General features: G+C 63.1%; 23 protein-coding genes and 1 tRNA gene. 21 read left to right on the top strand and 3 right to left on the bottom strand.

What is annotated here, in order from left to right:
- Window positions 1-69: 69 nt before the first annotated feature.
- The 14 genes from thrS (at window position 70) to HD883_RS05085 (ending at window position 12,360) form a co-directional block, all read left to right on the top strand.
- Window positions 70-2,019, top strand: coding sequence for a threonine--tRNA ligase (thrS, locus tag HD883_RS05150; RefSeq protein ID WP_179587524.1), 1,950 nt, complete (start codon window positions 70-72; stop codon window positions 2,017-2,019).
- A gap of 87 nt (window positions 2,020-2,106) precedes the next feature.
- Entirely contained in the window at window positions 2,107-2,676 is a 570-nt protein-coding gene (gene infC / locus HD883_RS05145) for a translation initiation factor IF-3 (RefSeq protein WP_373563422.1), read from the top strand.
- 213 nt (window positions 2,677-2,889) lie between these two features.
- Entirely contained in the window at window positions 2,890-3,087 is a 198-nt protein-coding gene (gene rpmI / locus HD883_RS05140) for a 50S ribosomal protein L35 (RefSeq protein ID WP_179587525.1), read from the top strand.
- A 30-nt stretch (window positions 3,088-3,117) separates the two neighbouring features.
- On the top strand, window positions 3,118-3,477 hold the full coding sequence (rplT, locus tag HD883_RS05135) for a 50S ribosomal protein L20 (protein WP_179587526.1): 360 nt from the start codon (window positions 3,118-3,120) through the stop codon (window positions 3,475-3,477).
- A gap of 175 nt (window positions 3,478-3,652) precedes the next feature.
- Window positions 3,653-4,672, top strand: a complete 1,020-nt coding sequence (pheS, locus tag HD883_RS05130) for a phenylalanine--tRNA ligase subunit alpha (RefSeq protein ID WP_179587527.1) — start codon at window positions 3,653-3,655, stop codon at window positions 4,670-4,672.
- Between the two features lie 18 nt (window positions 4,673-4,690).
- Entirely contained in the window at window positions 4,691-7,102 is a 2,412-nt protein-coding gene (gene pheT / locus HD883_RS05125) for a phenylalanine--tRNA ligase subunit beta (protein ID WP_179587528.1), read from the top strand.
- A 43-nt stretch (window positions 7,103-7,145) separates the two neighbouring features.
- Window positions 7,146-7,517 (top strand): integration host factor subunit alpha, encoded by a 372-nt coding sequence (locus tag HD883_RS05120; RefSeq protein WP_373563313.1) that lies wholly within the window; start codon window positions 7,146-7,148, stop codon window positions 7,515-7,517.
- 8 nt (window positions 7,518-7,525) lie between these two features.
- On the top strand, window positions 7,526-7,915 hold the full coding sequence (locus tag HD883_RS05115) for a MerR family transcriptional regulator (protein ID WP_179587529.1): 390 nt from the start codon (window positions 7,526-7,528) through the stop codon (window positions 7,913-7,915).
- Window positions 7,916-7,945: 30 nt separating this feature from the next.
- Window positions 7,946-8,022 (top strand) — tRNA-Pro (locus HD883_RS05110).
- A 340-nt stretch (window positions 8,023-8,362) separates the two neighbouring features.
- Window positions 8,363-8,560: a hypothetical protein gene (locus HD883_RS05105; RefSeq protein ID WP_179587530.1), complete on the top strand. Its 198-nt coding sequence runs from the start codon at window positions 8,363-8,365 to the stop codon at window positions 8,558-8,560.
- A 259-nt stretch (window positions 8,561-8,819) separates the two neighbouring features.
- Complete coding sequence (locus tag HD883_RS27615; RefSeq protein ID WP_257021999.1) at window positions 8,820-9,440, top strand: RcnB family protein; 621 nt, start codon at window positions 8,820-8,822, stop codon at window positions 9,438-9,440.
- 372 nt (window positions 9,441-9,812) lie between these two features.
- The gene (locus HD883_RS05095) at window positions 9,813-10,076 is read left to right on the top strand and encodes a hypothetical protein (RefSeq protein ID WP_179587531.1); all 264 of its coding nucleotides are present in this window, start codon (window positions 9,813-9,815) and stop codon (window positions 10,074-10,076) included.
- Between the two features lie 323 nt (window positions 10,077-10,399).
- Entirely contained in the window at window positions 10,400-10,810 is a 411-nt protein-coding gene (locus tag HD883_RS05090) for an RcnB family protein (protein ID WP_179587532.1), read from the top strand.
- Window positions 10,811-11,019: 209 nt separating this feature from the next.
- Complete coding sequence (locus HD883_RS05085) at window positions 11,020-12,360, top strand: amidase (protein ID WP_179587533.1); 1,341 nt, start codon at window positions 11,020-11,022, stop codon at window positions 12,358-12,360.
- 59 nt (window positions 12,361-12,419) lie between these two features.
- Here HD883_RS05085 and prpR read toward each other — a convergent pair whose 3' ends face one another.
- Window positions 12,420-14,402, bottom strand: coding sequence for a propionate catabolism operon regulatory protein PrpR (gene prpR, locus HD883_RS05080; RefSeq protein WP_179587534.1), 1,983 nt, complete (start codon window positions 14,400-14,402; stop codon window positions 12,420-12,422).
- 336 nt (window positions 14,403-14,738) lie between these two features.
- On the opposite strand from prpR, the gene prpB reads away from it, so the two are divergent.
- The 4 genes from prpB to HD883_RS05060 all read left to right on the top strand — a co-directional run bounded on the left by prpB (window position 14,739) and on the right by HD883_RS05060 (window position 21,242).
- A complete protein-coding gene (prpB, locus tag HD883_RS05075) occupies window positions 14,739-15,641 on the top strand; it encodes a methylisocitrate lyase (protein ID WP_179587535.1) in 903 nt (300 codons plus the stop codon).
- 42 nt (window positions 15,642-15,683) lie between these two features.
- Window positions 15,684-16,835, top strand: a complete 1,152-nt coding sequence (gene prpC, locus HD883_RS05070; protein WP_179587536.1) for a bifunctional 2-methylcitrate synthase/citrate synthase — start codon at window positions 15,684-15,686, stop codon at window positions 16,833-16,835.
- Between the two features lie 90 nt (window positions 16,836-16,925).
- Entirely contained in the window at window positions 16,926-18,377 is a 1,452-nt protein-coding gene (locus HD883_RS05065; RefSeq protein WP_179587537.1) for a bifunctional 2-methylcitrate dehydratase/aconitate hydratase, read from the top strand.
- Between the two features lie 444 nt (window positions 18,378-18,821).
- Window positions 18,822-21,242 carry a catalase gene (locus HD883_RS05060; protein WP_373563312.1) on the top strand — a complete coding sequence of 807 codons (2,421 nt, stop codon included), beginning with the start codon at window positions 18,822-18,824 and terminating at the stop codon, window positions 21,240-21,242.
- A 67-nt stretch (window positions 21,243-21,309) separates the two neighbouring features.
- Here HD883_RS05060 and HD883_RS05055 read toward each other — a convergent pair whose 3' ends face one another.
- The gene (locus tag HD883_RS05055; RefSeq protein WP_179587538.1) at window positions 21,310-21,840 is read right to left on the bottom strand and encodes a C40 family peptidase; all 531 of its coding nucleotides are present in this window, start codon (window positions 21,838-21,840) and stop codon (window positions 21,310-21,312) included.
- A 226-nt stretch (window positions 21,841-22,066) separates the two neighbouring features.
- On the bottom strand, window positions 22,067-22,954 hold the full coding sequence (locus tag HD883_RS05050; protein WP_179587539.1) for a LysR substrate-binding domain-containing protein: 888 nt from the start codon (window positions 22,952-22,954) through the stop codon (window positions 22,067-22,069).
- A gap of 136 nt (window positions 22,955-23,090) precedes the next feature.
- Here HD883_RS05050 and HD883_RS05045 point away from each other — a divergent pair, with 136 nt between their 5' ends.
- The 3 genes from HD883_RS05045 (at window position 23,091) to HD883_RS05035 (ending at window position 26,722) form a co-directional block, all read left to right on the top strand.
- On the top strand, window positions 23,091-24,152 hold the full coding sequence (locus HD883_RS05045) for a Bug family tripartite tricarboxylate transporter substrate binding protein (protein WP_179587540.1): 1,062 nt from the start codon (window positions 23,091-23,093) through the stop codon (window positions 24,150-24,152).
- 91 nt (window positions 24,153-24,243) lie between these two features.
- Window positions 24,244-25,005 (top strand): SDR family NAD(P)-dependent oxidoreductase, encoded by a 762-nt coding sequence (locus HD883_RS05040; RefSeq protein WP_179587541.1) that lies wholly within the window; start codon window positions 24,244-24,246, stop codon window positions 25,003-25,005.
- A gap of 61 nt (window positions 25,006-25,066) precedes the next feature.
- Complete coding sequence (locus HD883_RS05035) at window positions 25,067-26,722, top strand: (2,3-dihydroxybenzoyl)adenylate synthase (protein WP_179587542.1); 1,656 nt, start codon at window positions 25,067-25,069, stop codon at window positions 26,720-26,722.
- Window positions 26,723-26,739: the final 17 nt, after the last annotated feature.

Below are 26,739 nucleotides of genomic sequence, written 5' to 3'. Positions count from 1 at the left end.
ACGATTCGGCATGGCGGGCGTCGCATCCCTGGCTGTTCCCCAATACCGCTTTCTCTATCGAGGTTTGTCATGATTCAGGTAACGCTGCCCGACGGCTCCCAGCGTGAGTTTCCCGGTCCGGTGACCGTGGGCGAAGTGGCTGCGTCGATCGGCGCTGGCTTAGCCAAGGCTGCGCTGGCGGGGCGGGTCACGCTCGACGACGCAGAATCGCGCCTGGTCGACACCAGCTTCACCATTGACCGTGACGCCAAACTGGCGATCGTGACCGCCAAGGACGCCGACGGGCTGGATACCATCCGCCATTCGACGGCGCACTTGCTCGCGTACGCGGTCAAGTTGCTTTACCCGTCGGCGCAAGTGACCATCGGCCCGGTCATCGACAATGGCTTCTACTACGACTTTTCGTACTCGCGCCCGTTCACGCCCGACGATCTGGCCGCCATCGAAGCGAAGATGGCAGAGCTCGCCAAGAAAGACGAGCCGGTCACACGCGAAGAATGGAAGCGCGACGACGCGGTGGCCTTCTTCAATTCGATCGGCGAAAAGTACAAGGCCGAGATCATCTCGTCCATTCCGGCCGACCAGAACATCACCCTGTACCGGGAAGGCGATTTCCTGGATCTGTGCCGCGGCCCCCACGTGCCGAGTACCGGCAAGCTGAAGGTCTTCAAGCTGATGAAGGTGGCTGGCGCCTACTGGCGCGGCGACAGCAAAAACGAGATGCTGCAGCGGATCTACGGCACGGCCTGGGCCAAGAAAGAAGACCAGGATCAGTACCTGCACCAGTTGGAAGAAGCCGAAAAGCGCGACCACCGTCGCCTTGGCCGGGAACTGGACCTGTTCCACTTCCAGGAAGAAGCGCCGGGCCTGATTTTCTGGCATCCCAAGGGTTGGACGATCTGGCAGAACGTCGAGCAATACATGCGCGGCGTGTATCGCGACAACGGCTACCAGGAAGTCAAGGCGCCGCAGATTCTGGATCGCTCGCTGTGGGAGAAAACCGGCCACTGGGATAACTACCGTGACAACATGTTCACGACGGAATCCGAGAACCGTTATTACGCGCTCAAGCCCATGAACTGCCCGGGTCACGTGCAGATCTTCAAGTCCAATCTGCATTCCTACCGCGACCTGCCGCTGCGGTATGGCGAGTTTGGCCAGTGCCACCGGAACGAACCGTCGGGCTCGCTGCACGGCATGATGCGTGTGCGCGGCTTTACGCAAGACGACGGCCACATTTTCTGTACCGACGACCAGATCCTGGACGAGTGCGTGGCGTTCACGTCCTTGCTACAAAGCGTGTACCGCGATTTCGGCTTTGGCGAGATCCTGTACAAGGTCGCGACGCGCCCCGAAAACCGCATCGGCTCCGACGAAAGCTGGGACAAGGCCGAGCACGCGCTGATCGAAAGCCTGCGCCGCTCGGGCTGCGAATTCGACATTACGCCCGGAGAGGGCGCGTTCTACGGTCCCAAGATCGAGTACACGCTCAAGGACGCGATCGGCCGCCATTGGCAGTGCGGCACGATCCAGGTCGACTTTTCGATGCCTGGCCGTCTGGGCGCCGAATATGTCGACCAGAACGACCAGCGTCTGGTGCCCGTGATGCTCCACCGTGCGATCCTCGGATCGTTCGAACGCTTCATCGGCATGCTCATCGAGCACTACTCGGGCGCCATGCCGCCGTGGCTCGCGCCGACCCAGGCGGTGGTGGTCAACATCTCGGCATCGTCGGCGGATTACGCCAAAAGCGTGGCCGACAATCTGAAAAAGCAGGGGTTCCGCGTCAATTCGGATTTGCGCGGCGAGAAGATCACCTATAAAATCCGTGAGCACAGTCTGCAAAAAATTCCTTATATCCTCGTAGTAGGTGACAAGGAAGCGCAGGCTGCTTCAGTGGCTGTGCGCGCCCGGGGTGGCGTCGATCTGGGTGTCATGCCCATCGATGCCTTCGCATCCCGGCTCGCCACCGACGTCTCCGACCGCCGCAATCTGGATCTGCCCGCCGCTCCGAAATAAACCGGACACGGCCCGCACCGGATCCCCACGGCGGGGCAGCAGCGTCGAGCACTTGCCGACGCTGCACTCGCGCCGCATGGTCACTCAATCAAATTAGGAGTTTCAAACATCGCAACCGACAAGCCGAATCGCATCAATGGTGAAATCAACGTACCAGAGGTGCGCCTGATTGGAGTCGACGGTGAAGCGCTTGGCATCGTCAAGATCGCCGAAGCAGTCAGGCTGTCCGAGCAAGCCGACGTCGACCTGGTAGAAATTGCCCCCACCGCGCAGCCTCCGGTCTGCCGCCTGATGGACTTCGGCAAATTCAAGTACCAGGAACAGAAGCGTCAGCACGAAGCCAAGCTCAAGCAAAAGATCATCCAGGTCAAGGAAGTCAAATTCCGTCCGGGTACCGACGAAGGCGATTACCAGGTCAAACTGCGTAACCTGAAACGGTTCCTTGAAGAAGGCGACAAGGCCAAGGTCACGCTGCGCTTCCGTGGCCGTGAAATGGCCCACCAGGAACTCGGCATGCGGGTGTTGGAACGGGTTCGCGACGATTTGCTGGACACGGCAATCGTCGAAGCCATGCCCAAGCTGGAAGGTCGGCAGATGGTCATGGTGTTGTCTCCAAAGAAAAAGGTCGTGCCGGCAGGCAAGCCTTCCGCCGAATAACGCGGTATACTCTTTTGCTGCCCGGGATCGCTTTTACGTGATTCCGGGCAAAACCACGCGTTCCGGGCGCTTTCAAATCCGCAAAGGTGGCATTTACCTTTTTGCGGTGCGTTTCCAGACAGTGGACAAAACAAGTGAATGCGGGTCATCAAGTGCCTCACCGTTCGTTGGTGGGTCCACCCGTGAGCATGTAAACAACAGGAAAGTCTCATCGTGCCTAAGATGAAATCGAAGAAAAGCGCCTCCAAGCGCTTTGTCGTCCGCCCAGGCGGTTCGATCAAACGGGGTCAAGCGTTCAAGCGCCACATCCTGACCAAGAAAACGACCAAGACCAAGCGCCAGCTGCGCGGTTCCGCCGAAGTCGCCAAGTCCGACGTGAAATCCGTCCGGGCCATGTTGCCGTACGCCTAACCCCTCAGCCGCTTAGATTGGAGTTTTTATATGCCTAGAGTCAAACGTGGGGTAACCGCAAGGGCCCGTCACAAGAAAGTCATCGACCTTGCCAAGGGCTACCGTGGCCGTCGTGGCAATGTGTTCCGTATCGCCAAGCAGGCTGTCATGCGTGCTGGCCAGTATGCGTATCGTGACCGTCGCGCCAAGAAGCGCACGTTCCGCGCACTCTGGATCACGCGTATCAACGCCGCTGTGCGCGAGCACGGCGTGACGTACAGCGTGTTCATCGCTGGCCTGAAAAAGGCTTCGATCGACCTCGATCGCAAGGTCCTGGCCGACCTGGCTGTGCACGACAAGGCGGGTTTTGCCGCCATCGTGACGCAAGTCAAGAACGCCCTGGCCGCCTGAGGCTGATTCCGCCGGCGCTTCGCCCTGCGGCGATTCCGCCGGCGATCTGAACCAGGCAGTGCGCGTTCATGCGTGCACGCTACCCGAACGGGGCTTCTCTGGAAGCCCCGTTTGCGTTTCCGCCGCCGCGCTGCCTTCCTCGCGCCTTCCCTTACCCTATTTGAACGAATCCGCCATGTCCCAGAACCTGGACGACCTGATACGCCAAGCCGGCGAGGCATTTGCCGCCGCGGCCGACCCCGCTGCGCTGGAAAACGAAAAGGCCCGCTTCCTGGGCAAGCAGGGTGCGCTGACCGCGCTGCTGAAGGGCATGGCCTCGCTTTCGCCTGAAGAAAAACGCAGCGAAGGCGCAAAGATCAACGTCGCCAAGACGTCCATCGAAAATCTGCTGAACGCCCGCCGCCAGGCGCTGGCCGATGCCAAGCTGGCCGCGCGCCTTGCCGAAGAAACGATCGACGTCACCTTGCCTGGCCGCGGCCGGGGCACGGGCGGCATCCACCCGGTGATCCGCACCTGGGAACGCGTCGAAGCGATTTTCCGGTCGATCGGTTTCGATGTGGCCGATGGCCCCGAAATCGAAAACGACTGGACCAACTTCACGGCCCTGAACAACCCGGAAAACCACCCGGCGCGGTCCATGCAGGACACCTTCTACGTCGACATGAAAGACGAAAAGGGCCTGCCGCTGCTGCTGCGCACGCACACCAGCCCGATGCAGGTGCGCTACGCGCGCATGAACAAGCCGCCGATCAAGGTGATCGCCCCGGGCAAGACCTACCGTGTCGATAGCGATGCGACGCATTCGCCCATGTTCCATCAGGTCGAAGGCCTGTGGATCGCCGAAGACATTTCGTTTGCGGACCTGAAGGGTGTCTACACCGACTTCCTGCGGGCGTTCTTCGAAACGGACGACCTGGTGCTGCGCTTCCGTCCTTCGTTCTTCCCGTTTACCGAACCTTCCGCCGAAATCGACATGATGTTCACGACCGGCCCCAACAAGGGACGCTGGCTGGAAATCTCCGGTTCGGGCCAGGTGCACCCGTCGGTGGTGCGCAATTTCGGGCTCGATCCCGAGCGGTATATCGGCTTTGCGTTCGGCTCCGGCCTTGAGCGCCTGACCATGTTGCGCTATGGGGTCAATGACCTGCGCCAGTTCTTCGAAGGCGATCTGCGCTTTCTGAAGCAGTTCAACTGAACGAAGGTACACGCTGCTATGCAATTCCCAGAATCCTGGCTGCGGTCGATGACCGACCCGGCCCTGTCCACCGCCGATCTCGCGCACACGCTGACGATGGCGGGCCTGGAAGTCGAAGACCTGGCCCCGGTGGCGCCGCCGTTTTCCGGTGTGATCGTGGCCCATGTCACGCATCTTGAACCGCATCCCAACGCCGACAAGCTGCGCGTCTGCACGGTCGACACGGGCGCGGCTGCGCCGCTGCAGATCGTATGCGGCGCGCCCAATGTGGCCCAAGGCATGAAGGTCGCGCTGGCGACCGTCGGCGCTACGCTGCCCGGCGACATCACCATCGGCGTTGCCAAGATGCGCGGTGTGGAATCGGCCGGCATGCTGTGCTCGGCTCGCGAACTGGGCCTGTCGCAAGACCACGCCGGCCTGATCGACCTTGGCTTTGATGCGCCTGTCGGCCAATCGGTGCGCGACTGGCTGGGCCTTGACGACACGCTGATCACGCTCAAGCTGACCCCGAACAAGGCGGACTGCCTGTCCATCCTGGGCGTTGCGCGCGAAGTGTCGGCACTGACCGATACGCCGCTGAAGCGGCCCACCTGGACGCCGGTGCCGGTCACGCTGGACGAACGCCTGCCGGTGCGCATCAGCGCGCCCGACCTGTGCGGCCGTTTTGCCGGGCGTGTCATCCGCAATGTGCGCGCCGATGCGCCCACACCCGACTACATCAAGCAGCGCCTGGAGCGGGCAGGGCAGCGCTCGATTTCGGCACTGGTCGACATTTCCAACTATGTGATGCTGGAAATGGGCCGCCCGTCCCACGTGTTCGACCTGGACAAGGTGCACGGCGGCCTGGACGTGCGGTGGGGCAAGCCGGGCGAAAGCCTGCTGCTGCTCAATGGCCAGACCGTCGAGCTGGACGGGACCGTTGGCGTGGTGGCCGATGACCAGGGCGTCGAAAGCCTGGCCGGCATCATGGGCGGCGAGTCGACGTCCGTCAGCCTGGCCACGACCAACATCTTTGTCGAAACGGCGTTCTGGTTCCCGGATGCGATCGCAGGCCGCGCGCGCAAGTTCAATTTCAGTTCGGATGCCAGCTTCCGTTTCGAACGGGGCGTGGACTTCGAGCACATCCCCGAAGAACTGGAATATCTGACGCGCCTGATCGTGGATGTCTGCGGTGGTGACGTCGGCCCGATCGACCAGCAGACGGTGGCCTTGCCTGACCGCAAGCCCGTGCGCCTGCGTGTCGCGCGTTGCCACAAGGTGCTGGGCGTGCAGGTGCCCGAAGACGAGATTGCGGCGATCTTCACGCGCCTGGGTCTGGAATTTGTGAAGGAAGAGGGCGCGTTCGTCGTCACGCCGCCGTCCTTCCGTTTCGACCTGGAAATCGAAGAAGACCTGATCGAAGAAATCGCCCGGGTCTATGGTTTCGAACGCATCCCCGACGTGCCGCCGATGGCGCGCGCCGAAGTGCGTGCCCTGCCCGAAAACCGCCGGTCCTTCCATGATCTGCGCCATCGTATGGCCGACCTGGACTTCCAGGAAGTGGTCAACTTCAGCTTCGTCGAAGCCGACTGGGAAAAGGACTATGCCGGCAACGCCGACCCGATCCGCCTGCTCAACCCGATCGCCAGCCAGCTGTCGGTCATGCGCAGCAGCCTGATCGGCGGCCTGGTCGCCAACGCCCAGTACAACCTGAACCGCAAGATGTCCCGCGTCCGTGTGTTCGAACTGGGCCGGGTGTTCTGGCGCGATGCATCCGTGCAGGCCGGTGACCTGACCGTTGCCGGCGTGTGCCAGCCCATGCGTCTGAGCGGCCTGGCCTACGGTCCGGCAGTCGAAGAGCAATGGGGCGCCGCCACGCGCCAGACCGACTTCTTCGACGTCAAGGCCGATGTCGAAGCGCTGTTGGCGGGTGCGTCGCACCAGGCCGTGCGCTTCGAGCCCGCGTCGCATCCGGCGCTGCATCCTGGCCGCAGCGCCCGCATCGTGCTGGATGGCAAGGCGGTTGGCTGGATTGGCGAGCTGCATCCGCAGTGGGCGCAAAAAGCGGAACTGCCGCATGCCCCGGTCGTATTCGAGCTGGATGCGGATGCCGTGGCGGCTCGGCCGCTGCCTGACCTGGCCGAGATTTCACGCCAGCCAGTCGTCACGCGCGACCTGGCCTTGTGGGTGGACGAGGCGGTATTGGCCCAGCAGATGCTCGACACCATTGCCGCAACGTGCGCTGCAGAGCCGGATTTGGCGGTCGTGAAAGATGCACGCATTTTCGATGTTTGGCGAGATAAGTCCTTGTCAACAAAGGAAAAAAGCCTTGCCTTCCGATTCCGCCTGCAGGATACTGCCGTGACCCTGGATGACGCGCGCGTCGAAGGTTGTCTCACACGTATTCGCGACGCATTGGGTGCCGCGCATGGTGCGAGACTTCGGGTGTAACCTGAGTTCCGAATCTTTGCCTATGCATTCTCTTGCTTCCGACGTGTTTGATCCCAACGAAGACTTCGACGCGCCCGCGGGCGCTGTCGCAGGCGCCGACGATTCCCGCACCCTGACCAAAGCCGAACTCGCCGACCTCTTGTTCGAGCGGGTCGGCCTCAACAAACGGGAAGCCAAAGACATGGTGGAAACGTTCTTTGAGGAAATTCGCGATGCTCTCGAGCGCGGCGATATGGTCAAGCTGTCGGGCTTCGGCAACTTCCAGGTTCGGAACAAACCGCAGCGCCCCGGACGCAATCCCAAGACCGGCGAGGCCATTCCCATCGCGGCTCGCCGCGTCGTCACGTTCCACGCCAGCCAGAAGCTGAAAAGCATGGTTGAGCAAGTCGCTCTGCGCGAGCAGAGCCAGTCCTGAGAGGTACTATGGCGCGCATTGAAACGCCGGTCGTTCTCCCTCCCATTCCCGCCAAGCGATACTTCACCATCGGTGAAGTGAGCGACCTCTGCGGCGTCAAGCCGCATGTGCTGCGCTATTGGGAGCAGGAGTTCACGCAACTCAAACCCATCAAACGTCGCGGCAACCGCCGCTACTACCAGCACCACGAAGTGCTGCTGATCCGCCGCATTCGCGAATTGCTGTACGAAGAAGGCTTCACGATCAGCGGCGCCCGCAATCGCCTGGACGACTCGCGCGCCAACGAGCGCGAAGAAGAGCCGGTCGAGGTCACGTATGCGATCGCTGAAGCCGATTTGCTCGCGATCCGTGCCGAACTCGGCGATATTTCAAAAATGCTGGGCAGCGCGTTGAAGTAATCAGAAATCCTGCTATAATCTTTTTCTGTTCGGAGCGTAGCGCAGCCTGGTAGCGCACTTGCATGGGGTGCAAGGGGTCGCGAGTTCGAATCCCGCCGTTCCGACCATTTAATTTGCAGTTTGCAGCACGCAGTATGTAATGACGAAAGCCCGCTGGTTTATTCCGGCGGGCTTTTTGTTTTGGTCGCGAGTTTAGTGCGAAGGCGCTGTGTATTCATCTGACTGAATATTCACCGTCTGACAATTAATTGCCGTCGCGTTAATAGGTGGCCCCGGGTGGCCGCAGAATTAATACGCGGCACGCCTGCAGGCGCGGGCCATCGTTCATTCGACATGGGTTCGTGCTGCGACGTATTGCGGGCATCCATGCGTCCTATTTCTGCCAGCATGACTCAATTCAATAATCTCTTGGTATTCTCACACCTTCAAAGAGGGATAAAAAAAGCCATGGAAAATCGGCAACTTAACGCGCTGCGTACCTGGGCAAGCTCGTCGCACCAGTTCTTTGAAGCGTTCAGTCAGGCCAGGGATGCGGGCTTTGACGCGACGACGTGTGCGGCGTATCGCGACGCCGCCAGGCAGGTAGACGCAGCGAAGCAGGAACTGGATGCGATCGTGGCTTTGCTGGAACAGCATGCGTCGTGATCGGTAACTGGCCTGCTTTCGATCGCGCTGACCAACTCACGCAGTGAGCATTGGCCGTGTGGCTCGCCGCACTCTCACTGTGGGTCAACTCAGTGACTTGAAAGCTATGTGTGCGTTATCGCGCACGTGTTAGCGCCGCGTTTCAAGCTGGTGGTTTTTGGCTCTCCGGTTACACACGCCGCGCGTGGGTGCCGGGCAAGGCGTGTAATGGCCTTGCGATATATGAGCTTATAACGAGACCCCCAGAAAGGAGTACGGCATGAAACGCATACTACTGAGCACCTTGGTTGGCATGGCTTGCCTGTCGGGCGCAGCTTCCGTGATGGCGCAGGGGATGACCTCTCCTGACGGCATGGCGCCGCCACCACCGCCCATGGGCGCACCTGGGGACCGTGTCCGTCCTCCCGCACCGCCACCCGGCGCAAAGCCCGGCATGATGAAGCCCGCGCCCATGCAACGTATGGAAGGCGGCGATATGCGCATGAGTGACACGCCGCGCCCGGACCGCGCACCGCGTGGCACCCGTCCGCCACCGCCCCCGCGTCCTGGCATGGATCCGGGAATGAAGCCGGGAATGCAGCAAGGCATGCAACCCGGCATGGGCGGCCCCGGCCGCGGCGGGATGGCGCAGCCAGGCATGGACGGCCGATCGGGTTCCATGCCCATGACGGGCACCAACACGGGTATGGTGCCGCCGCGCTGGAACAAGGGCGATCAACTGCCGATGGACTATCGCGGCAATCAGTATGTGATCGATGACTGGAAAAGCTTCAAGCTCTCGGCGCCACCGCGTGGGCATCGCTGGGTGGGCGTAGGGGCGGATTTCTATCTGGTGAATTCGTCCAACGGACGCATCCAGGACATGATGGCCGGACGGTGAGGCCAGCGGCCGGTATCGACCTTGCGTCCGATATTGGCGTGACGTCTTGAAGCGGCGAAGTACTGAAGCGACACAGAAGTAAAGAAACCGCCGGCGCCCTGAGTGCCGGCGGTTTTTTCTCGGCTTGCCGAAGATCCGGCGGCAACAACAGCGCGCAACACGTAACGAGCTTGTCATCGAACACCACCTCCATTCGGCTTGCGTTGAGCCCCTACGCCTCTGCAAGCCTGCGGTTGCGGACCACTGCCCCCTACCTTTCGCAAAACACATTGGTCATCGTTGGATACGAGCGGTGACTTGTGTGGGACAGGTCGCGGCCGAATAATCATTGCTCGATTCAACGAATTCAATTTTTCGCACAAGGAGCACGAGATGAGCGCAGATGCAACGGCAGGAAAGGCCAAGGACGCAGTATCGGCAGGTGCAGATTCCGTCGAAGGTGCGATCAACGACGTGGCCAGCAAGGCAACCGAAGTGACCCGCAAGGCGAAAGAAACCGCATCGGAACTGATCGACGAACACCGCGACGCAGTGGCCGAAGCGCTGCAAAGCGCGACCGAAACCATTCGCGCCCGCCCGATCACGTCGGTCGCCGTGGTGGCAGCAGTGGCCTACCTGTGGGGCAAGCTGTCTTAATTGACAGGGTGCTCGACTCGAGTGAAGTGATACGCAGGCCACGCGCCTGCTAGCATTTCCTCAGGCGCCGTGATGGGTCGCCTAAACCAAGGAAGCCGTGCCGGTCTATGCCGAGCGCGGCTTTTTTGCGTCCACCAATTTCTGCTAATTCTCTCCACAGGTGTAATCCGCGGGTTTCATCCTGGCGGTTTTGAGGCGTCTGGTTACATGCGATGCGCCACACGACAATGACTGGGGTGTAATCGGGGTGCTCGACCGTAGGACGTGAGGTGTGCCGGTGGCATAGCCCATGATCCGACGGTCCTTTCCCTAGGAGGGGTCTCATGAAACACCGCATCATTAGCAGCTTGCTGGCCAGCACCTTGCTGGTGGCTTCGGTTGGCGTATCGGCGCAAGGGCGCGGCAATGGCCCGGATCATCGCGGCGGCCCGCCGCATGGCAATGCGCATGGCCACGACCGGGGGCCACATGGCAATCCGGGTCCGCGTGGCGGCCCACCCGACCGGGACTGGAACGGACGGCATTCGGACTATCGCGGTCCGGCTCCGCGCCACTGGAATCGGGGTGACCGCCTGCCGTACGACTATCGCACGCGCCAATACTATGTGAGCGATTGGCGCGCCCATCGTCTGCCGCCGCCACAGCGTGGTCAGCAGTGGGTGGCCGTCGGCGCCGATTATTTCCTGATCGGTGTCGCGACAGGCGTGATCGCGGCGACGATTTTCGGTCGTTGATGCCGCCAGACGTCAGCGATGATCGCGTGATCGTTTGACAAGAAGACGTGCCAAGGGCGCGGCGTTGAAAGACGCCGCGCCTTTTTTCGTTGGCGGGTCAGCTTCAAATAAAGTCCGGACAATCCGGCATTGAATGCTTTTCCTTAAGGGTTAACGCCTGCTATTGTGAGTATTCACCCTCGTTGAACCCCACCAGGAGCACCGGCCCCATGAGCCATGATCTGACACCGACCCTCGTTTCGTTTCAGGCTGCCACGGAGGGCTTTCGCGCCGGCACGGACAGTCCGCGCGACTTTCTGGAGCGCGCCATCGACAAGCTCGAAGCGGCCGAGCCGACCTTGAAGGCCTTTGCGGCGTTGGCGATTCCTCGGGCGCGCATCGTGGCCGATGGTGCATCGCTGCGGTGGAAAGAAGGCAGGCCGGTGTCGCGCATCGATGGGATGCCGATCGGGATCAAGGACATCATCGAGACCTTCGACATGCCCATGGGCCTGGGTTCGCCGACGGCCAGCGGCTTTCAGCCTGTCCGCGATGCGGCGGTGGTGCATGCGCTGAGGGATTCGGGGGCCGCCATCGTCGGCAAGACCAAGACGACGGAGTTTGCGGGCAGCTATGCGACGGATACGCGCAATCCGCATGATCCGACGCGGACGTCGGGCGGATCGAGTGCCGGGTCGGCCAGTGCGGTGGGTGCGGGGATTCTGCCGGTGGCCCTGGGCACGCAGGTGATCGGGTCGACCTTGCGGCCGGCCAGCTTTTGCGGGGCGTTCGGGTTCAAGCCGACGCTGGGCGCCATCAATCGTGGCGGCAGCCATGATTTCCAGAGCCACAGTTGCATTGGCGTGATCGGCGCCAGCCTGGCGGACATCTGGTTCACGACGCACGAGATGGTGCAACGGGCGGGTGGCGATCCGGGCGCCATGGGCCTGATCGGCAAGGCCGAATTGGCGGCGCCGGCCAAGCCGGGCAAGCTGATTCTGCTGCAGACGCCCGCATGGGATGACGCGACGGCCAGTGCGCGCGAGCAACTGCTGGCGACGGTGTCGACGATGAGCGCGGCGGGGGTGCAGATCCTGTCGCGAGACAACCATGAGGGCGTGGCGAAGTTCGAGACGGCCTTGCTTGAGGTGATGGACCTGGCGCTGGACATCGTGGGCTATGAGTCGCGGTGGCCGCTCAAAAGCGTCGCGTATCGGGACCGCGATGGCCTGAGCCCGTCGGTGCTGACCCGGATCAAGCTGTCAGACGAATTGGGGCTGGACGGCTATCGGGCGTTGCTGACGCGGCGGGCGGCCATGCGGGAGGCGTTCGAGACGCTGGCGCGTGAGGCCGATGCGTTCATCACGCTGGGGGCGACGGGTGCCGCGCCCAAGGGTATTCAGTGGACGGGCAATCCGATGTTCAATGTGCCGGCGTCGGTGCTGGGCGCGCCGGCGTTGTCATTGCCGGTGTACGAGGATGAAGGCATGCCGCTGGGGCTGCAGCTGATGGGTGCTCAGCATACGGATGAAAGGCTGTTCGCCATCGCGAATTACGTGATGGCGCGTTAAGCAGAGGCGGCGGAGCGATGGCGGCGGAGCCATGGCATCTACGGCCGTCGCCGTCGCCATCACCCCGCATCGCGCAGCCGCCGCCACAGGGTGGTGCTGCTGATGCCGAGGACCCGGCACGCGGCGGCGCGGTCGCCGTGGCAGTCGGCAAGCACACGATGGATGTGCGCGACCTGACTGTGCCGGGAGACCTGCGAGAGCGGAGCCTCCGATATCCGTGCCTCCGATACCCGAGCCACGCCACGTAGCCCGGTTGCCGCGCCCGCGTCTGCAACGCCGAAGATTTCAGGAATCGCCTGCCGCAGGGCGGGCCGATCTGTGTCGTGGCCTGCGACCTCATCGACCGCCTCCTGATCCCCCGCAGCCAGCACCGCCACGCGCTCCAGCACGTTTTCCAGTTCCCGCACATTCCCTGGCCACGGGTACGTCATCAACGCCGCCTGAATCCACTCAGGCAGACCTTGCGCGGGCAAGCCCAGCCGCCCAAGAATCCGTTCGTACAAGGCGCCGGCAATCTCCGGCAGGTCTTCCATCCGCTCGCGCAGCGGCGCCACGTCGATCCGCAGAATGTTCAGGCGGAACAGCAGGTCTTCGCGGAACAATCCTAGGGCCACGCGCGCGGGCAGATCGCGGTGGGTCGCTGCCATCACTCGCACGTTGACCGGCACGGGGTCCAGCCCGCCGATGGGCAACACCTGGCGTTCCTGCAGCACGCGCAGCAGGCGGACCTGCAGGGCAGGGGACATGTCGCCGATTTCGTCCAGGAACAGGGTGCCGTTGTGGGCGGCTTCGATCAGCCCGACCTTGCCGCCGCGGCTCGCGCCGCTGAACGCGCCTTCCTGGTAGCCAAACAGTTCGCTTTCCAGCAGGGGTTCCGGAAAGGCCGCGCAGTTGACGGCCACGAAGGGGAAGGCCTGGCGGGGGCTGGCGTGGTGCATGCCTTGGGCGATCACTTCCTTGCCGGTGCCGCTGTCGCCGCGGATCAATACGGTGGAGTCCACCTGCGCGTAGCGCCGGGCCAGCGTGCGCACCGAGGTGATGGATGGCGAATGGCCCAGCAGGTCATCAAGCGTGTAGCGGGTGGCGGTGCCGCGCGGCCGGTTGCGTGAACGCAGATTGCGGTCGACGCGCTGGATGGCTTGCGCGTCCTGCACCGTCAGCACCGCGCCGGCGGATTCGCCCTGGCGGATCAGCGGGATGCGGTTGACGACCACGGTCTTGTCGCCCAGCCGGTGAATGGCTTCGAGTTCCTGGCGGCCGGATCGCATCACCGCGTCAAGGGGCAGGGACGGGGACAGGGTCTGCCAGCGCTGGCCCAGCGCTTCGTTGACCGGCACGTTAAGAAAACGCTCCATGGCCGGATTGAACGCCTGGACGTCGCCAGCGGCATCGACAGCGACGACACCTTCGTTCAGATGCGCCAGGATCGCGTTGACGTATTGCCGGCGCACGGACTCGGCCTGCCTGACCTGCGCCGCGTCAATCGCATCGTTCATCGCGGCGCGGACGGAATTGCCGGAGTACAGGAAGACGCCGGTCATGCCGGCCTTGTCAGCCAGGTCGGTGACCAGGCCCGGGCCGACAACGACCTCGGTGCCCGCGGCCTTCAGGGACAGGACGAGTGTCGACGCGTCATAGCCGGTCAGGTAGGTATGCAGCGGGATGTCGAGGTCGAAGGCCTGGCAGAACTCGGCCAGTTCGGCATAGACCGATGCATGGGTCACCAGCGCGATGCGCGGCGACACCCGGCGCGCGGTCGCCAAGGCGCTCAAGACATCAAAGCCCGTGACCTTGACCAGAATGACCGGCACGGACACGTGCTGACGCAGGTAGGCGCCATTTGCGCCACCCGAAACGACGGCATCCACCCGCCGTTCGCGCGCTGCGGCTTCGACAGCCACGGCCGCGGCTTCAAAGCCTTTTTCGATGACGCGAATGTCGGCACGATCGGCAAAGCCCGGCACGATCTCGACAAAGGCGCCTGACAGCCGGCTGATGCCTGCGGCCCAGATGATGGGGCGGGGAGAGGTGATGGCGACCATGGCAAGGGACCGGTTGGAAGGAAGGTCGGGAAGAAGGCCACGCGCTGCGTCGGAGCGAATGACGAGCGGTTCGACGGCGAAACGGCAGGTGGTGCTCCGCCAGCCATGATATCTCAACACTGCAATACCAGATTTCACATCTGCAATGCCGCGTGCGCAAGGCAGTCATCTCTGCTTTCGCGTAGTTGCCGATAGCTCCCGCAGAGCCTGCCCCAGCGCCACCCCTTGCGTACTGCCCTCCATTGGCACACCCTTTGCATTGAGACATCCACCTACCGGACTACCGGCCGCGCGGCGTTCCGCCGCGCAGCACCAACCCATTCCACAAGGACGACCATGAGCCTGACTCCCTCCGCCGGCGCGCGTTTCCGCCAGGCGCTCAAAGAAGAATCCCCTTTGCAAGTGGTGGGCACGATCAACGCCAACCATTCCTTGCTGGCGACCCGCGCCGGCTTCAAGGCCATCTACCTGTCGGGTGGCGGGGTGGCCGCCGGCTCGCTGGGCATGCCGGACCTGGGCATCAACACGCTGGATGACGTGCTGATCGACATCCGTCGGATCACCGACGTGTGCGACACCCCGCTGCTGGTGGATATCGACACGGGCTTCGGGCCGTCGGCATTCAACATCGGCCGCACCATCAAGTCGTTGATCAAGGCTGGCGCGGCCGCCTGCCACATCGAAGATCAGGCGGGCGCCAAGCGCTGCGGCCATCGTCCGGGCAAGGAGATCGTGTCCAAGCAGGAAATGGTGGACCGCGTGAAGGCCGCCGTGGACGCCAAGACGGATCCGGACTTTTTCCTGATCGCGCGGACCGACGCAATTGCGGTGGAAGGCATTGATGCCGCCATCGAGCGATCGCTGGCCTGCGTCGAAGCGGGCGCCGATGCCATCTTTGCCGAAGCGGCCTATGATCTGGACAGCTATCGCAAGTTCGTGGATGCCGTCAAAGTGCCGGTGCTGGCCAACATTACCGAGTTCGGCCAGACGCCGCTGTTCAGCGTGGACGAATTGCGCAGCGCCGGCGTGGCGATGGTGCTGTATCCGCTGTCGGCATTCCGCGCCATGAACAAGGCGGCCGAAAATGTGTTCACCGCGATTCGCCGCGACGGGCACCAGAAGGGCGTGCTCGACACCATGCAGACGCGCATGGAACTGTACGAGAGCATCGGCTACTTCGACTTTGAACGTAAGCTGGATGCGCTGTATGCGCAGAACAAGGACAAGGCGCCGCGCTGAGCGCCGTTCCTGCTGGACCAACCCCTATCAGGAGACCTGTCGATGAGTGCTGAAAAGACCCCTCTCAAACCGAAGAAGTCGGTGGCGCTGTCCGGCGTGGCCGCAGGCAACACGGCGCTGTGTTCCGTGGGCCAGACCGGCAACGACCTGCATTACCGGGGCTATGACATCCTGGATATTGCCGAGCAGTGCGAATTCGAAGAAATCGCGCACCTGCTGGTGCACGGCAAGCTGCCGACCCGCGCCGAACTGACCGCCTACAAGACCAGACTGAAGGCCCTGCGCGGCCTGCCGGCGCCTTTGATGGCGGCGTTGGAACAGATCCCGGCGGCCGCGCATCCGATGGATGTGATGCGCACGGGCGTGTCGGTACTGGGCACGGTGCTGCCCGAGAAAGATGATCACAACGTGCCGGGCGCGCGCGACATTGCAGACCGCCTGATGGCGTCCCTGGGCAGCATGCTGCTGTACTGGTATCACTACAGCCATAACGGCAAGCGCATCGATGTCGAGACGGATGACGATTCGATCGGCGGGCACTTCCTGCATCTGCTGCATGGCCAGGCGCCCAACGATGCCTGGGTGCATGCGATGCACGTGTCCCTGAATCTGTATGCCGAACATGAATTCAACGCGTCGACCTTCGCGGCCCGCGTCGTGGCGGGTACGGGGTCGGACATGCATTCGGCGATTTGCGGCGGCATTGGCGCACTGCGTGGACCCAAGCACGGCGGCGCCAACGAAGTCGCCTTCGAAGTGCAGAAGCGGTATGCCAATCCCGATGAAGCCGAAGCGGATATCCGCCGCCGGGTCGAGGCCAAGGAAGTCGTGATCGGCTTTGGCCATCCGGTCTATACCGTGAGCGATCCACGCAATCAGGTCATCAAGGAAGTAGCGCGGGACCTGTCGAACGCCAGCGGATCGACCCGCATGTTCGACATCGCCGAACGGCTGGAGACCGTCATGTGGGACGTCAAGAAAATGTTCCCGAACCTGGACTGGTTCAGCGCCGTCAGCTATCACATGATGGGCGTGCCGACCGCCATGTTCACGCCCTTGTTCGTGATTGCGCGAACCGCAGGGTGGAGTGCCCATGTGATCGAGCAGCGCATCGACAACAAGATCATCCGGCCCAGCGCGAACTACACCGGCCCCGAGAACCTGGCCTTTGTGCCGATCGACGCGCGCACCTGAGGGGATGGCGAAGGCGCTGCGGCCGCGCGCCGGAACCGTGACCTTCCACATCTTCCCTTTCATTCGATCTCTTTCCATTCATCGAGCATCATGAGCCAACACATCTCCAACGTCCGTCCCGAACCCGATCAGGTCCTGACCGACATCGTCGACTACGTCCTGAACTACCGCATCGACAGCGAGCAGGCGTACGACACGGCGCGCAACTGCCTGATCGACACGCTGGGTTGCGGACTGGAAGCCCTGGAATACCCCGCGTGCACCAAGCTGCTCGGACCCATCGTGCCCGGCACCGTCGTGCCGAACGGCGCCAAGGTGCCGGGCACGCAGTTCCAGCTCGACCCCATCCAGGCCGCGTTCAACATCGGCACCATGATCCGCTGGCTGGACTTCAATGACACCTGGCTGGCCGCGGAGTGGGGCCATCCGTCGGACAACCTGGGCGGCATCCTGGCCACCGCCGACTGGCTGTCGCGCAATGCCATTGCCGACGGCAAAGCGCCATTGACCATGAAAGACGTGCTGACCGCGATGATCAAGGCGCACGAAATCCAGGGCTGCATCGCGCTGGAAAATTCGTTCAACAAGGTAGGCCTGGATCACGTGGTGCTGGTCAAGGTTGCGTCCACCGCGGTGGTCGCGCAGATGCTTGGCCTGACGCGCGACGAGATCATCAACGCCGTGTCGCTGGCGTGGGTGGACGGACAGTCGCTGCGCACCTATCGCCATTCGCCCAACACCGGGTCGCGCAAGAGCTGGGCGGCAGGGGGCGCCACCAGCCGCGCCGTGCGTCTGGCGCTGATCGCCAAAACCGGCGAGATGGGCTACCCGTCGGTGCTGACGGCGCCCACCTGGGGCTTCTACGACGTGCTGTTCAAGGGCAAGCCTTTTGCCTTCCAGCGCCCGTACGGCAGCTATGTGATGGAAAACGTGCTGTTCAAGATTTCGTTCCCGGCGGAATTCCATTCGCAGACAGCGGTCGAGGCGGCCGTGACGCTGCACGGTCAGTTGATGGCCACGGGCCGCACGGCGGCCGACATCCGCAAGGTGACGATCCGGACGCACGAAGCCTGCATCCGCATCATCGACAAGACCGGTCCGCTGAACAACCCGGCTGACCGCGACCACTGCATCCAGTACATGGTGGCAGTGCCATTGCTGTTCGGCAGCCTGACCGCCGAGCACTACGAGGACAAGGTGGCGGCCGATCCACGCATTGACGAGCTGCGCAGCAAGATCGTGTGCGTGGAAGACCCGCGCTTTACCGCCGACTACCATGACCCGGAAAAGCGGTCGATCGCCAATGCGCTGACGGTCGAATTCCACGATGGCACATCACTGGCCGAGATCGAAGTGGACTACCCGATCGGCCACGGCCGCCGCCGTCATGATGGCATCCCGCTCCTGGTCGAGAAGTTCAAGACCAATCTGGCGCGGCGTTTCCCGGTCAAGCAGCAGCAAGCCATCCTGGATATCTCGCTGGACCAGGCACGGCTGGAAGCCATGCCCGTGCATGAGTATGTGAATTTGTACGTGATCTAAGTAAGTGATCTAAGTATCTGGCGCGACCGTAAGGCGCGGCGCAACCCCGCGCCACACCACGGCAGGCGGCGATGTGGGGCCTCGAGACAGGCGCCGCATCGCCGTTTTGTTTTGCTCATCCATGGTATCGGTTGCGCATAGATCCTTACATGCTGTAGCGCCGATATGGCAGAGCAGGGGCGTAGGATGAGTTGCATCACAGGCGCGTCGCTTGTGACCCTCGCCAAAGCCGATGTGCTTTGAGAACTGGACGCCCAACGATTTGGGTGTGTCGAACCTTCCCGCGGCATTGGTCGTGCAGGAAGGGTGCCGATGCCGTCCAGTGCGGCAAATTCCGGTTTCGCCGCAAACCGCCCCTGGGGCGCACACGTGCCAAAGCGAGGTCCTTCCATCAGGGAGGAGCCACGGGGTCGGGTGCGCACCACCGACCCGTGAGGAACACCCGTGGCCACCACCAAGAAACCCGCAGCACCTGCAGCCAAGTCAGATCCGAAGAAAGCGGCTGCCAAGTCATCCGCACGTACGACATCGACCGGTCCGTCGCATGGATCGACCGCCCCTGGCGATCTGCCAGCGGAGCACATGCAGCTCGTGAACGAGCTGTCGGCCTCCATGCGCTACAACGTCAACAAGGCCGCCGAGCATGGCCGTGACAACGCCGTGTCGCCGCCCCAGGGCATGACCAGCGAACCTGCATCCCCCATCGTGACCGGCAGCACACTGAGCGAGACCAATGCGTCCGCCAAGGTGGGCAGCGGCGTCCCGCCGATCGGAACCAATGCCACGATCCAATCGCTGGACCGCGTGCGCGCCGACGCCACCGGCCAGGTACTGACGACGAATCAGGGCGTGCCGATCGGCGACAACCAGAATTCGCTGAAGGCCGGATTGCGCGGCCCGACGCTCATGGAGGACTTCATCCTTCGTGAAAAGATCACCCATTTCGACCACGAGCGGATTCCTGAACGGATCGTGCACGCTCGCGGTTCGGCTGCGCACGGCTACTTCGAAGCGTACAAGCCGCTGACCGAATACACCCGCGCCGCGCCGTTCAAGGAAGCGGGCAAGATCACCCCGGTGTTCGTTCGCTTTTCGACCGTGGCCGGTGAACGCGGGTCGACCGACACCGCCCGCGACGTGCGCGGCTTTGCGGTCAAGTTCTATACCGACGAAGGCAACTGGGACCTGGTGGGCAACAACATCCCGGTCTTCTTCATCCAGGACGCGATGAAGTTTCCGGACCTGGTGCACGCGGTCAAGCCCGAACCCAACAACGCCATTCCGCAAGCCGCATCGGCCCACGACACGTTCTGGGACTTTGCGTCGCTGATGCCCGAGTCTACCCACATGCTGATGTGGGCCATGTCGGACCGTGCGCTGCCACGCAGCTATCGCATGATGCAGGGCTTTGGCGTGCACTCGTTCCGCCTGGTGAACGAAGCCGGCCAGTCGGTATTCTGCAAGTTCCACTGGAAGCCGAAGCTTGGCACCCATTCGCTGGTGTGGGACGAAGCCGTCAAGATTTCTGGCGCCGATTCCGACTTCCACCGCCGCGACCTATGGGAAGCCATCGAAGCCGGTGAATACCCCGAGTGGGAACTGGGCCTGCAGATCTTTACCGAAGAACAGGCCGAGTCGTTCAGCTTCGATATCCTGGACTCCACCAAGCTGATCCCGGAAGAACTCGTGCCGGTCATGCCCGTGGGCCGCATGGTGCTGAACCGCAACCCGGACAACTTCTTTGCCGAGACGGAACAGGTCGCCTTCTGTACCGCTCACGTGGTGCCAGGCATCGACTTCAGTAACGACCCGCTGCTGGCAGGCCGGAACCACTCGTATGTCGACACGCAGATTTCGCGTCTGGGTGGCGCCAACTTCCACGAGATCCCGATCAATACGCCGATCGCGCCCGTGGCCAACAACCAGCGTGATGGCCATCATCGCCAGACCATCAACCGTGGCCGCGTGGCCTATGAGCCGAATTCGCTCGGCGGTGGCTGCCCCTTCCAGGCCGGCATGAAGGGGTTCGTGTCCTTCCCCGAGCCGATCCATGAAGACAAGGTGCGCGGCAAGCCGGAAAAGTTTGCGGATCACTACACGCAAGCGACGCTGTTCTTCAACAGCCAGACCGAAGCCGAAAAGCAGCACATCATTGGCGGCTTCCGTTTCGAGTTGAGCAAGCTGACGGTGCCGGCGATCCGTGAACGGATGCTGTCGTCGCTGATGAACGTGTCGATGGAACTGGCGACGGAAGTCGCCGACGGCCTGGGCATGGAATTGCCGGAAGCGATGCCCAAGGCGCTGCAGATCGACGTGACGCCGGAAATCACGGTGTCGCCGGCCCTGTCGCTGACGGCGCTGCCAGGCGAAGGCGGCGTGCGTACCCGCAAGATCGCCATCCTGGTGGCCAATGGCGTGGAAGGCACGTCGGTGCAAGCCCTGCAGACCGCACTGGTCGACGCAGGCGCCGTGCCGTTGCTGGTGGCCCCGCGTCTGGGCAAGGTTACGGCTGCCGATGGCACCGTGCTGGAAGCGCAGGCATCGATGGAAAACACGCCGCCCGTGCTGTTCGACGCGATGGTGCTGCCGGATGGTGAGGACGCTGTCGCCCTGCTGGCGCGCATCGGCTACACCGACGAGTTCATCAAGAACCAGTACCGCCACTGCAAGACGATCCTGGTCCTGGGCGCGAGCTCCAAGCTGACGGAAAAGATGGGCATCAACCCGACTTTGCCAACCGGCGAAACCGACCCGGGTCTGCTGTTTGCCGATGCATCGGGCATCGACGCCGCAGCCCAGCAGTTCATCGACGCCGTGTCGCAGCACCGCCATCCGGCGCGCGATATGGATCCGCCGCTGATCTGAGGGTGAAGTAAAACGAAAAGGCCGGAACGTAGCGATACGTTCCGGCCTTTTTTCATGCTGCGTGCGCTTAGGGCAGGGTGGCCGAGATCAGGCGGCGCGCGCCGGTAAAGCGGCGCTTCCAGTACGAGTTGTGCATGTCGTCGACGCGCACTTCGGACCCGCGGGAAGGGGCGTGCAGGAACTGGTTGCCGCCCAGGTAGATGCCGACATGTGAACCGGGGTCGCGGCGGGTGTTGAAGAACACCAGGTCGCCGGGCTTCATCTGGTTGCTGGCGACGGCGGTGCCCGTCTTGCGCTGCTGCTTGGCGATGCGCGGCAGGTCCATCCCCAGCGTTTGCTGGAACACGAATCGGACGAGTCCGCTGCAATCGAAACCATCTTCGGGATTGTCGCCACCCCAGACATAGGGGGTGCCGATCCAGGATTCGGCCGTCTGGACCACGCGTTCGCGGATCGACAGGCGGGGCTCGGCATCGGCTTGGCGCTCGGTCACTGCATACGCAGGAGCGGCCATCAGGGCGGTCAGCAGGGCAATTGTTGCAGGAAGGTGAAACCGGACGGCGCGGAACAGGGCGCCGGAAATAACGCGAACAACCATTGTGGGGGGTACCGTCAGAAGGGACAAAAAACTCGCGGCTTACGAGGCGGTGACCAGACTTGCTGCTGCAATCAGCTACAAGCCCGGACGGATTCTAACAAAAGACGCGTGAAAAAATGTTACGGATCGCCGGAGTTACAGTTTTTTGACGGGGGATGCCTGCGAATTGCTAGGAATTTGACGCAGCGGGTTTAAGAAGAACCCTTACATTTACACGCTTTTCCACTCAACCGGAATGCCGACGCAGCAGGTCGCAAAACGCCTCTGCCGCTGGGGTGAGGGGCAAATCCGGGCGTCGGATACACCCAATCGCAGGCGCTGGCAATACCTCTTCGATCGGAATCACCTGAAGCATTTCTTGCGCTAACGGAAATTCGTTCCATTGGACGGGCAGGATCGCAAGCAAATCGCCATAGGCCACCGCCACCATGACCGACATGGCGGAGTCGGCCTGCAGCATGACGCGCGGCGCGCCCATGCCGTAGCGGGTGAAAAGCGCTTCCAGGTCTTCGGTCGCGTTGTAGTCGACCGAGGTCGTCGCCCAGTCGGCGCTGGCCAGATCGCGGATCGACGTGGCGCGGGCCAGCGGATGCCCCTTGCGGCCCACGATGGTGCGGGTGTTGTCGAACCAGCGTTCTTCCAGCAGTCCGGGCGCCGGTGGCACCCGGGGGGACGCGCCCACGTAGAAGTCGATGCTGCCGTCCCGCAGGCCGGCTTCCATGGCGGGATACAGGCCTTCGATTACCTTGAGCGTGACGTTCGGGAATTGCCGCCGGAACGCGGGCAGGGCCTGCGGCAGCATCCCGACGTGCGGCATGATCGACAGGCCCGCGACCACGGTGCCGTGCATGTCGCCGCTGGTCTGCTCGATTTCTTCGCGGGCCCGCCGCAATTCGTTCACCACCGCCTTGGCGCGCTGGTAGAACAGTTGCCCGCGCGGCGTCAGCACCATGCCGCGGGCATCGCGCTCGAACAAGGTGGTGCCCAGTTCATGTTCCAGCGCCCGGACGCTGCGCGTCAGCGCCGGCTGCGCCAGGCCCAGGAAGCGCGCGGCCGCCCGCAGGCTGCCCTTGTCCGCAATCGCAACCATATCGCGCAGTTGATTGAGTTTCATGGGCATTTGCCTTGGGTTCGGGGGATGCGAAAACCGTATCGCCTTGACGATTCTGCCATCTATTTGCAATCGGGTCGCCATGACATAGTCCGCTCCAGACCGCGATCACGCGGCAATGAAGACCAGGAGACACGCCATGCCCCGCCTTGCCGGACTGTCCTGCTTTACCTCCCGATTGTTCTCCCTGCCGCGCGTGACGAGCCTGGCGGCGGCGCTTGCCGCCGTTGCGCTCGCGTCCCTGCCGATGGGCGTATCGGCGCAAGCTGCCGCACCGGGGGCCGCGTCCGCTGCCACGCCGGGCGCGGCCTGGCCAACCAAGCCGGTGCGGCTGATCGTGCCGTTCCCGGTGGGCGCGGCGCCTGATGTCATTGCCCGGCTGGTGGGCGACAAGCTGTCGATGGCCTGGGGCCAGGCCGTCGTGGTCGAAAACCGCGCCGGCGCCGGGGGGATCCCGGGCATGTCGACCCTGGTGCGGTCCCCGGCCGACGGCTACACGCTGGGCTTTGTGCCCGCCGCCGTGGCGACCCTGACGCCGCTCCTGTACCGCCAGCCGCAATTCAGCATGAACGACGTCGCGCCCATCGCCATGGTGGGGACCAGCCCGATGATGGTCGTGGTGCCGTCCACCTCCAGCGTCCATACGCTGGCGGACCTGGTGGCGGCGGGCAAGGCGCAGCCAGGCAAGGTCAACTTTGCTGCCGCGCAGACCCATTCGGTGCCGCACCTGACGGGCGAAGTCCTGAGCCGCGCGACCGGCATGGGCCTGTTCACCGTGCCCTACAGCGGATCGCCCGCTGCCATTACCGCGCTGCTGGGCGGCGATGCGGCCGTCACGATCGATGGCCTGCCGGCGCTGATGCAGCACGTCAAGGCAGGCAAGTTCCGCCCGCTGGCCGTGACCTCCAAAACGCGCCTGCCGGGCTTCGAGACCATTCCCACCGTGGCCGAGACCGTCCCCGACTTTGAATCGATCGGCTGGTTCGGCATCTTTGCGCCGGCGGGCGTCCCCGCCGCCGTGGTGGAGCAGGTCAACCGCGACGTCAACAAGGTCGTGCAGTTGCCAGAGATGGTCGCCCGTTTTGCCGAGCTTGGGGTGTATCCGCAAGCCGGGTCGCCGGGGGACCTGGGCGCCTATCTGAAGGACCAGCAGGCGGTATGGCGCAAGGTCGTCGCCGACCTGGGGCTGTCGCCGCAGTAGCGCTTTTGCGCGGCATTGCATTGCTTGAATCGCCATTGCGGCACACGCGCCGCAGGCCGTCATTCGTCGTCACATCATCAAAAGGGCAGTCATGACAGACAGGAAAAAAGCGCTGGTTACGGGCGGCGCAACAGGTATCGGACGCAGCGCCGTGCTGGCGCTGGCACGGGCGGGCTACGACGTGGCCATCAACTATGCGTCGAGCGAGGCCGCGGCGCGCGCTTGCGCCGACGAAGCGCGCAGTCTGGGCGCCGACACGTTGCTGGTGCAGTGCGACGTCAGCAATGAAGCCGCGGTGCGGGCGATGGTGGCGCAGGTGGGTGAACGGTTCGGGCACCTGGACGCCTTGATCAACAACGCGGGCACCACAGCCACCTGGAAGGTAAAGGACCTGGAAAGCCTGGACCTGGACGAGTGGGACCGGACCTTTGCCGTCAATGTGCGCGGCCTGTTCCAGGTGACGCGGGCTGCCGTGCCGCTGCTGCGCCGAGGCACGGCGCCTGCCATCGTCAACACGGCCAGCATTGTTGGCCTGCGGCCGGGCCCGCAACCCTTGCCCTACGCCGCGAGCAAGGCCGCGGTCGTGAACCTGACCAAGACGCTGGCCTGGAACCTGGGCCCCGACATTCGCGTGAATGCGGTCGCGCCGGGCTGGATGGAAGGCGACTGGATGGAACGCATGCTGGGCGACAAGTACGACGACCTGATGGGCAAACGCGCGCGCGCCACGCCGCTGCGCCGCTGCGTGACGGCGGACGACGTGGCCGAAACGATGCTGAACCTGCTGGAAGGCAATCGTTTCGTGACCGGTGAAATCGTTGTGATCGATGGCGGGTTCACGGCATCGACCTGACCTGACTCGCAGGCCGCCTGACCCGATTTATCGCCTGATCAATTTGCACGGAGGCATTCCCATGCTGCCAGGATTCGTTTCTTTTCCCGATGCCGATGCCGCGCGCTACCGCGCCAAGGGCTATTGGCGCGACAAGTCGCTTGCCGAAGAATTTTCCACCGTGTTTGCGACCTTTGCCGACCGCATTGCCTTGGTGGATGGCGATCGTCAGTACACCTACGAAGCGCTGGACCGCGCGTCGACCAACCTGGCGCTGAATCTGCTGGACCTGGGCCTGCAGCCGCAGGACCGGGTCGTGCCGACCCTGCCCAACGTGGCCGAGTTCGTGATCCTGTACTTCGCGCTGCAGAAGATCGGCGCCATACCGATTGCTGCGTTGGTGACCCACCGCTATGCGGAGATCAGCCAGTTCGTGCAGTTGTCGGGCGCAACCACTTGCGTGTATCCCGAAACCCAGGGCAGCTTTGCGTTTGCGCCCGTGATCACGCGAGTGCAGGCAGAACAGCCCACGCTGCGCTTCCGCATCGTGCTGGGCACGCCGGGCGAAGGCGAAGTGGGCTTGCAGGAACTGATCGCCCGGCCGGCCACCCGGCCCGCGTCGGCGCTCGGCGCGCTGCATATCGACCCGGCAGATCCTTGCATCTTTCAACTATCGGGCGGCACGACCGGCATTCCGAAGCTGATCCCGCGCACCGGCAACGATTACGCCTACAACTCGCGCGCGGCGTCGGTGGTGGCGCATGTGGAACGCGATTCGGTCCTGCTGCTGGTGCTGCCGATCGCGCACAACCTGCCGCTGGCCTGCCCGGGTATCCAGGGCTTTCTGTTTGCCGGGGGCAAGGTGGTCCTGCATGGCAATACGAAGCCGGAAGAAATGTTTGCGTTGATCCAGCAGCACAAGGTAACGCACCTGAAGGTGGTGCCGGCCTTGCTGATCCGGCTGATCAACGATCCGGCCATCGGCAAGTACGACCTGACATCCTTGCGGCAGATCCAGAGCGGCGGGCAGCGCATGCAGCCGGAAGTGCGCCTGCGGACCCGCGAGCTGATTCCGAGCGCCTTCGTGCAGGAAAACTTTGGCATGTCGGAAGGCGTGCTGATGTTCGTGCGATTTGACGATCCCGATGACGTGAAGCTGGAAACCTGCGGCCGCCCCGTGTGCGAGGACGACGAAATCCTGCTGCTGGACGAAGAAGGGCGCGAAGTGCCGATGGGGGAGGTTGGCGAGCTGACCTGCCGCGGGCCGTACACGCTGCGCGGCTATTACGGGGTGCCCGAGTACAACGCGCGCCAGTTCACGCCCGATGGCTTCTATCGGTCGGGCGACCTGATGCGGCAGCATCCATCCGGCAACTATGTGGTGGAAGGGCGCAAGAAAGACCTGATCAACCGGGGCGGCGAAAAGATCAGTGCCGAAGAAATCGAAAACCTGATCCTGATGCACCCATCGGTGCAGAACGTGGCGTGCGTGCCCATGCCCGACCCTGACCTGGGCGAACGCATGTGCGCCTTCGTCATCCTGAAACGCGGACGCGACCTGACCTTGAAGGCCTTGGTGGACTTTCTGCTGACCAAGGAAATCGCCAAGTTCAAGCTGCCTGAACGGCTGGAAATCGTTGCGGATTTTCCGGTGTCGACGTTCGGCAAGGTGTCAAAGAAAGCATTGGGCGAACAGATCGCCGCGACCTTGGCATCGACCGCCAGCACCCCTTCCTGAATTCTTTTTTGCATCGA

This window comes from Pigmentiphaga litoralis, assembly GCF_013408655.1.
Taxonomy (GTDB): Bacteria; Pseudomonadota; Gammaproteobacteria; order Burkholderiales; family Burkholderiaceae_B; genus Pigmentiphaga; species Pigmentiphaga litoralis_A.
This window is presented reverse-complemented; position numbering and strand designations above follow the sequence as displayed.

Bases quoted from the DNA above. Each gene is read 5' to 3' on its own strand.
- HD883_RS05050 (WP_179587539.1), bottom strand. From the start codon at position 22,954: ATGAAACTCAATCAACTGCGCGATATGGTTGCGATTGCGGACAAGGGC.
- HD883_RS05115 (WP_179587529.1), top strand. From the start codon at position 7,526: ATGGCGCGCATTGAAACGCCGGTCGTTCTCCCTCCCATTCCCGCCAAG.
- HD883_RS05085 (WP_179587533.1), top strand. From the start codon at position 11,020: ATGAGCCATGATCTGACACCGACCCTCGTTTCGTTTCAGGCTGCCACG.
- pheS (WP_179587527.1), top strand. From the start codon at position 3,653: ATGTCCCAGAACCTGGACGACCTGATACGCCAAGCCGGCGAGGCATTT.
- HD883_RS05040 (WP_179587541.1), top strand. From the start codon at position 24,244: ATGACAGACAGGAAAAAAGCGCTGGTTACGGGCGGCGCAACAGGTATC.
- prpC (WP_179587536.1), top strand. From the start codon at position 15,684: ATGAGTGCTGAAAAGACCCCTCTCAAACCGAAGAAGTCGGTGGCGCTG.
- HD883_RS05105 (WP_179587530.1), top strand. From the start codon at position 8,363: ATGGAAAATCGGCAACTTAACGCGCTGCGTACCTGGGCAAGCTCGTCG.
- HD883_RS05035 (WP_179587542.1), top strand. From the start codon at position 25,067: ATGCTGCCAGGATTCGTTTCTTTTCCCGATGCCGATGCCGCGCGCTAC.
- HD883_RS27615 (WP_257021999.1), top strand. From the start codon at position 8,820: ATGAAACGCATACTACTGAGCACCTTGGTTGGCATGGCTTGCCTGTCG.
- HD883_RS05045 (WP_179587540.1), top strand. From the start codon at position 23,091: ATGCCCCGCCTTGCCGGACTGTCCTGCTTTACCTCCCGATTGTTCTCC.
- thrS (WP_179587524.1), top strand. From the start codon at position 70: ATGATTCAGGTAACGCTGCCCGACGGCTCCCAGCGTGAGTTTCCCGGT.
- HD883_RS05095 (WP_179587531.1), top strand. From the start codon at position 9,813: ATGAGCGCAGATGCAACGGCAGGAAAGGCCAAGGACGCAGTATCGGCA.
- prpR (WP_179587534.1), bottom strand. From the start codon at position 14,402: ATGGTCGCCATCACCTCTCCCCGCCCCATCATCTGGGCCGCAGGCATC.
- HD883_RS05065 (WP_179587537.1), top strand. From the start codon at position 16,926: ATGAGCCAACACATCTCCAACGTCCGTCCCGAACCCGATCAGGTCCTG.
- pheT (WP_179587528.1), top strand. From the start codon at position 4,691: ATGCAATTCCCAGAATCCTGGCTGCGGTCGATGACCGACCCGGCCCTG.
- HD883_RS05090 (WP_179587532.1), top strand. From the start codon at position 10,400: ATGAAACACCGCATCATTAGCAGCTTGCTGGCCAGCACCTTGCTGGTG.
- prpB (WP_179587535.1), top strand. From the start codon at position 14,739: ATGAGCCTGACTCCCTCCGCCGGCGCGCGTTTCCGCCAGGCGCTCAAA.
- rplT (WP_179587526.1), top strand. From the start codon at position 3,118: ATGCCTAGAGTCAAACGTGGGGTAACCGCAAGGGCCCGTCACAAGAAA.
- HD883_RS05055 (WP_179587538.1), bottom strand. From the start codon at position 21,840: ATGGTTGTTCGCGTTATTTCCGGCGCCCTGTTCCGCGCCGTCCGGTTT.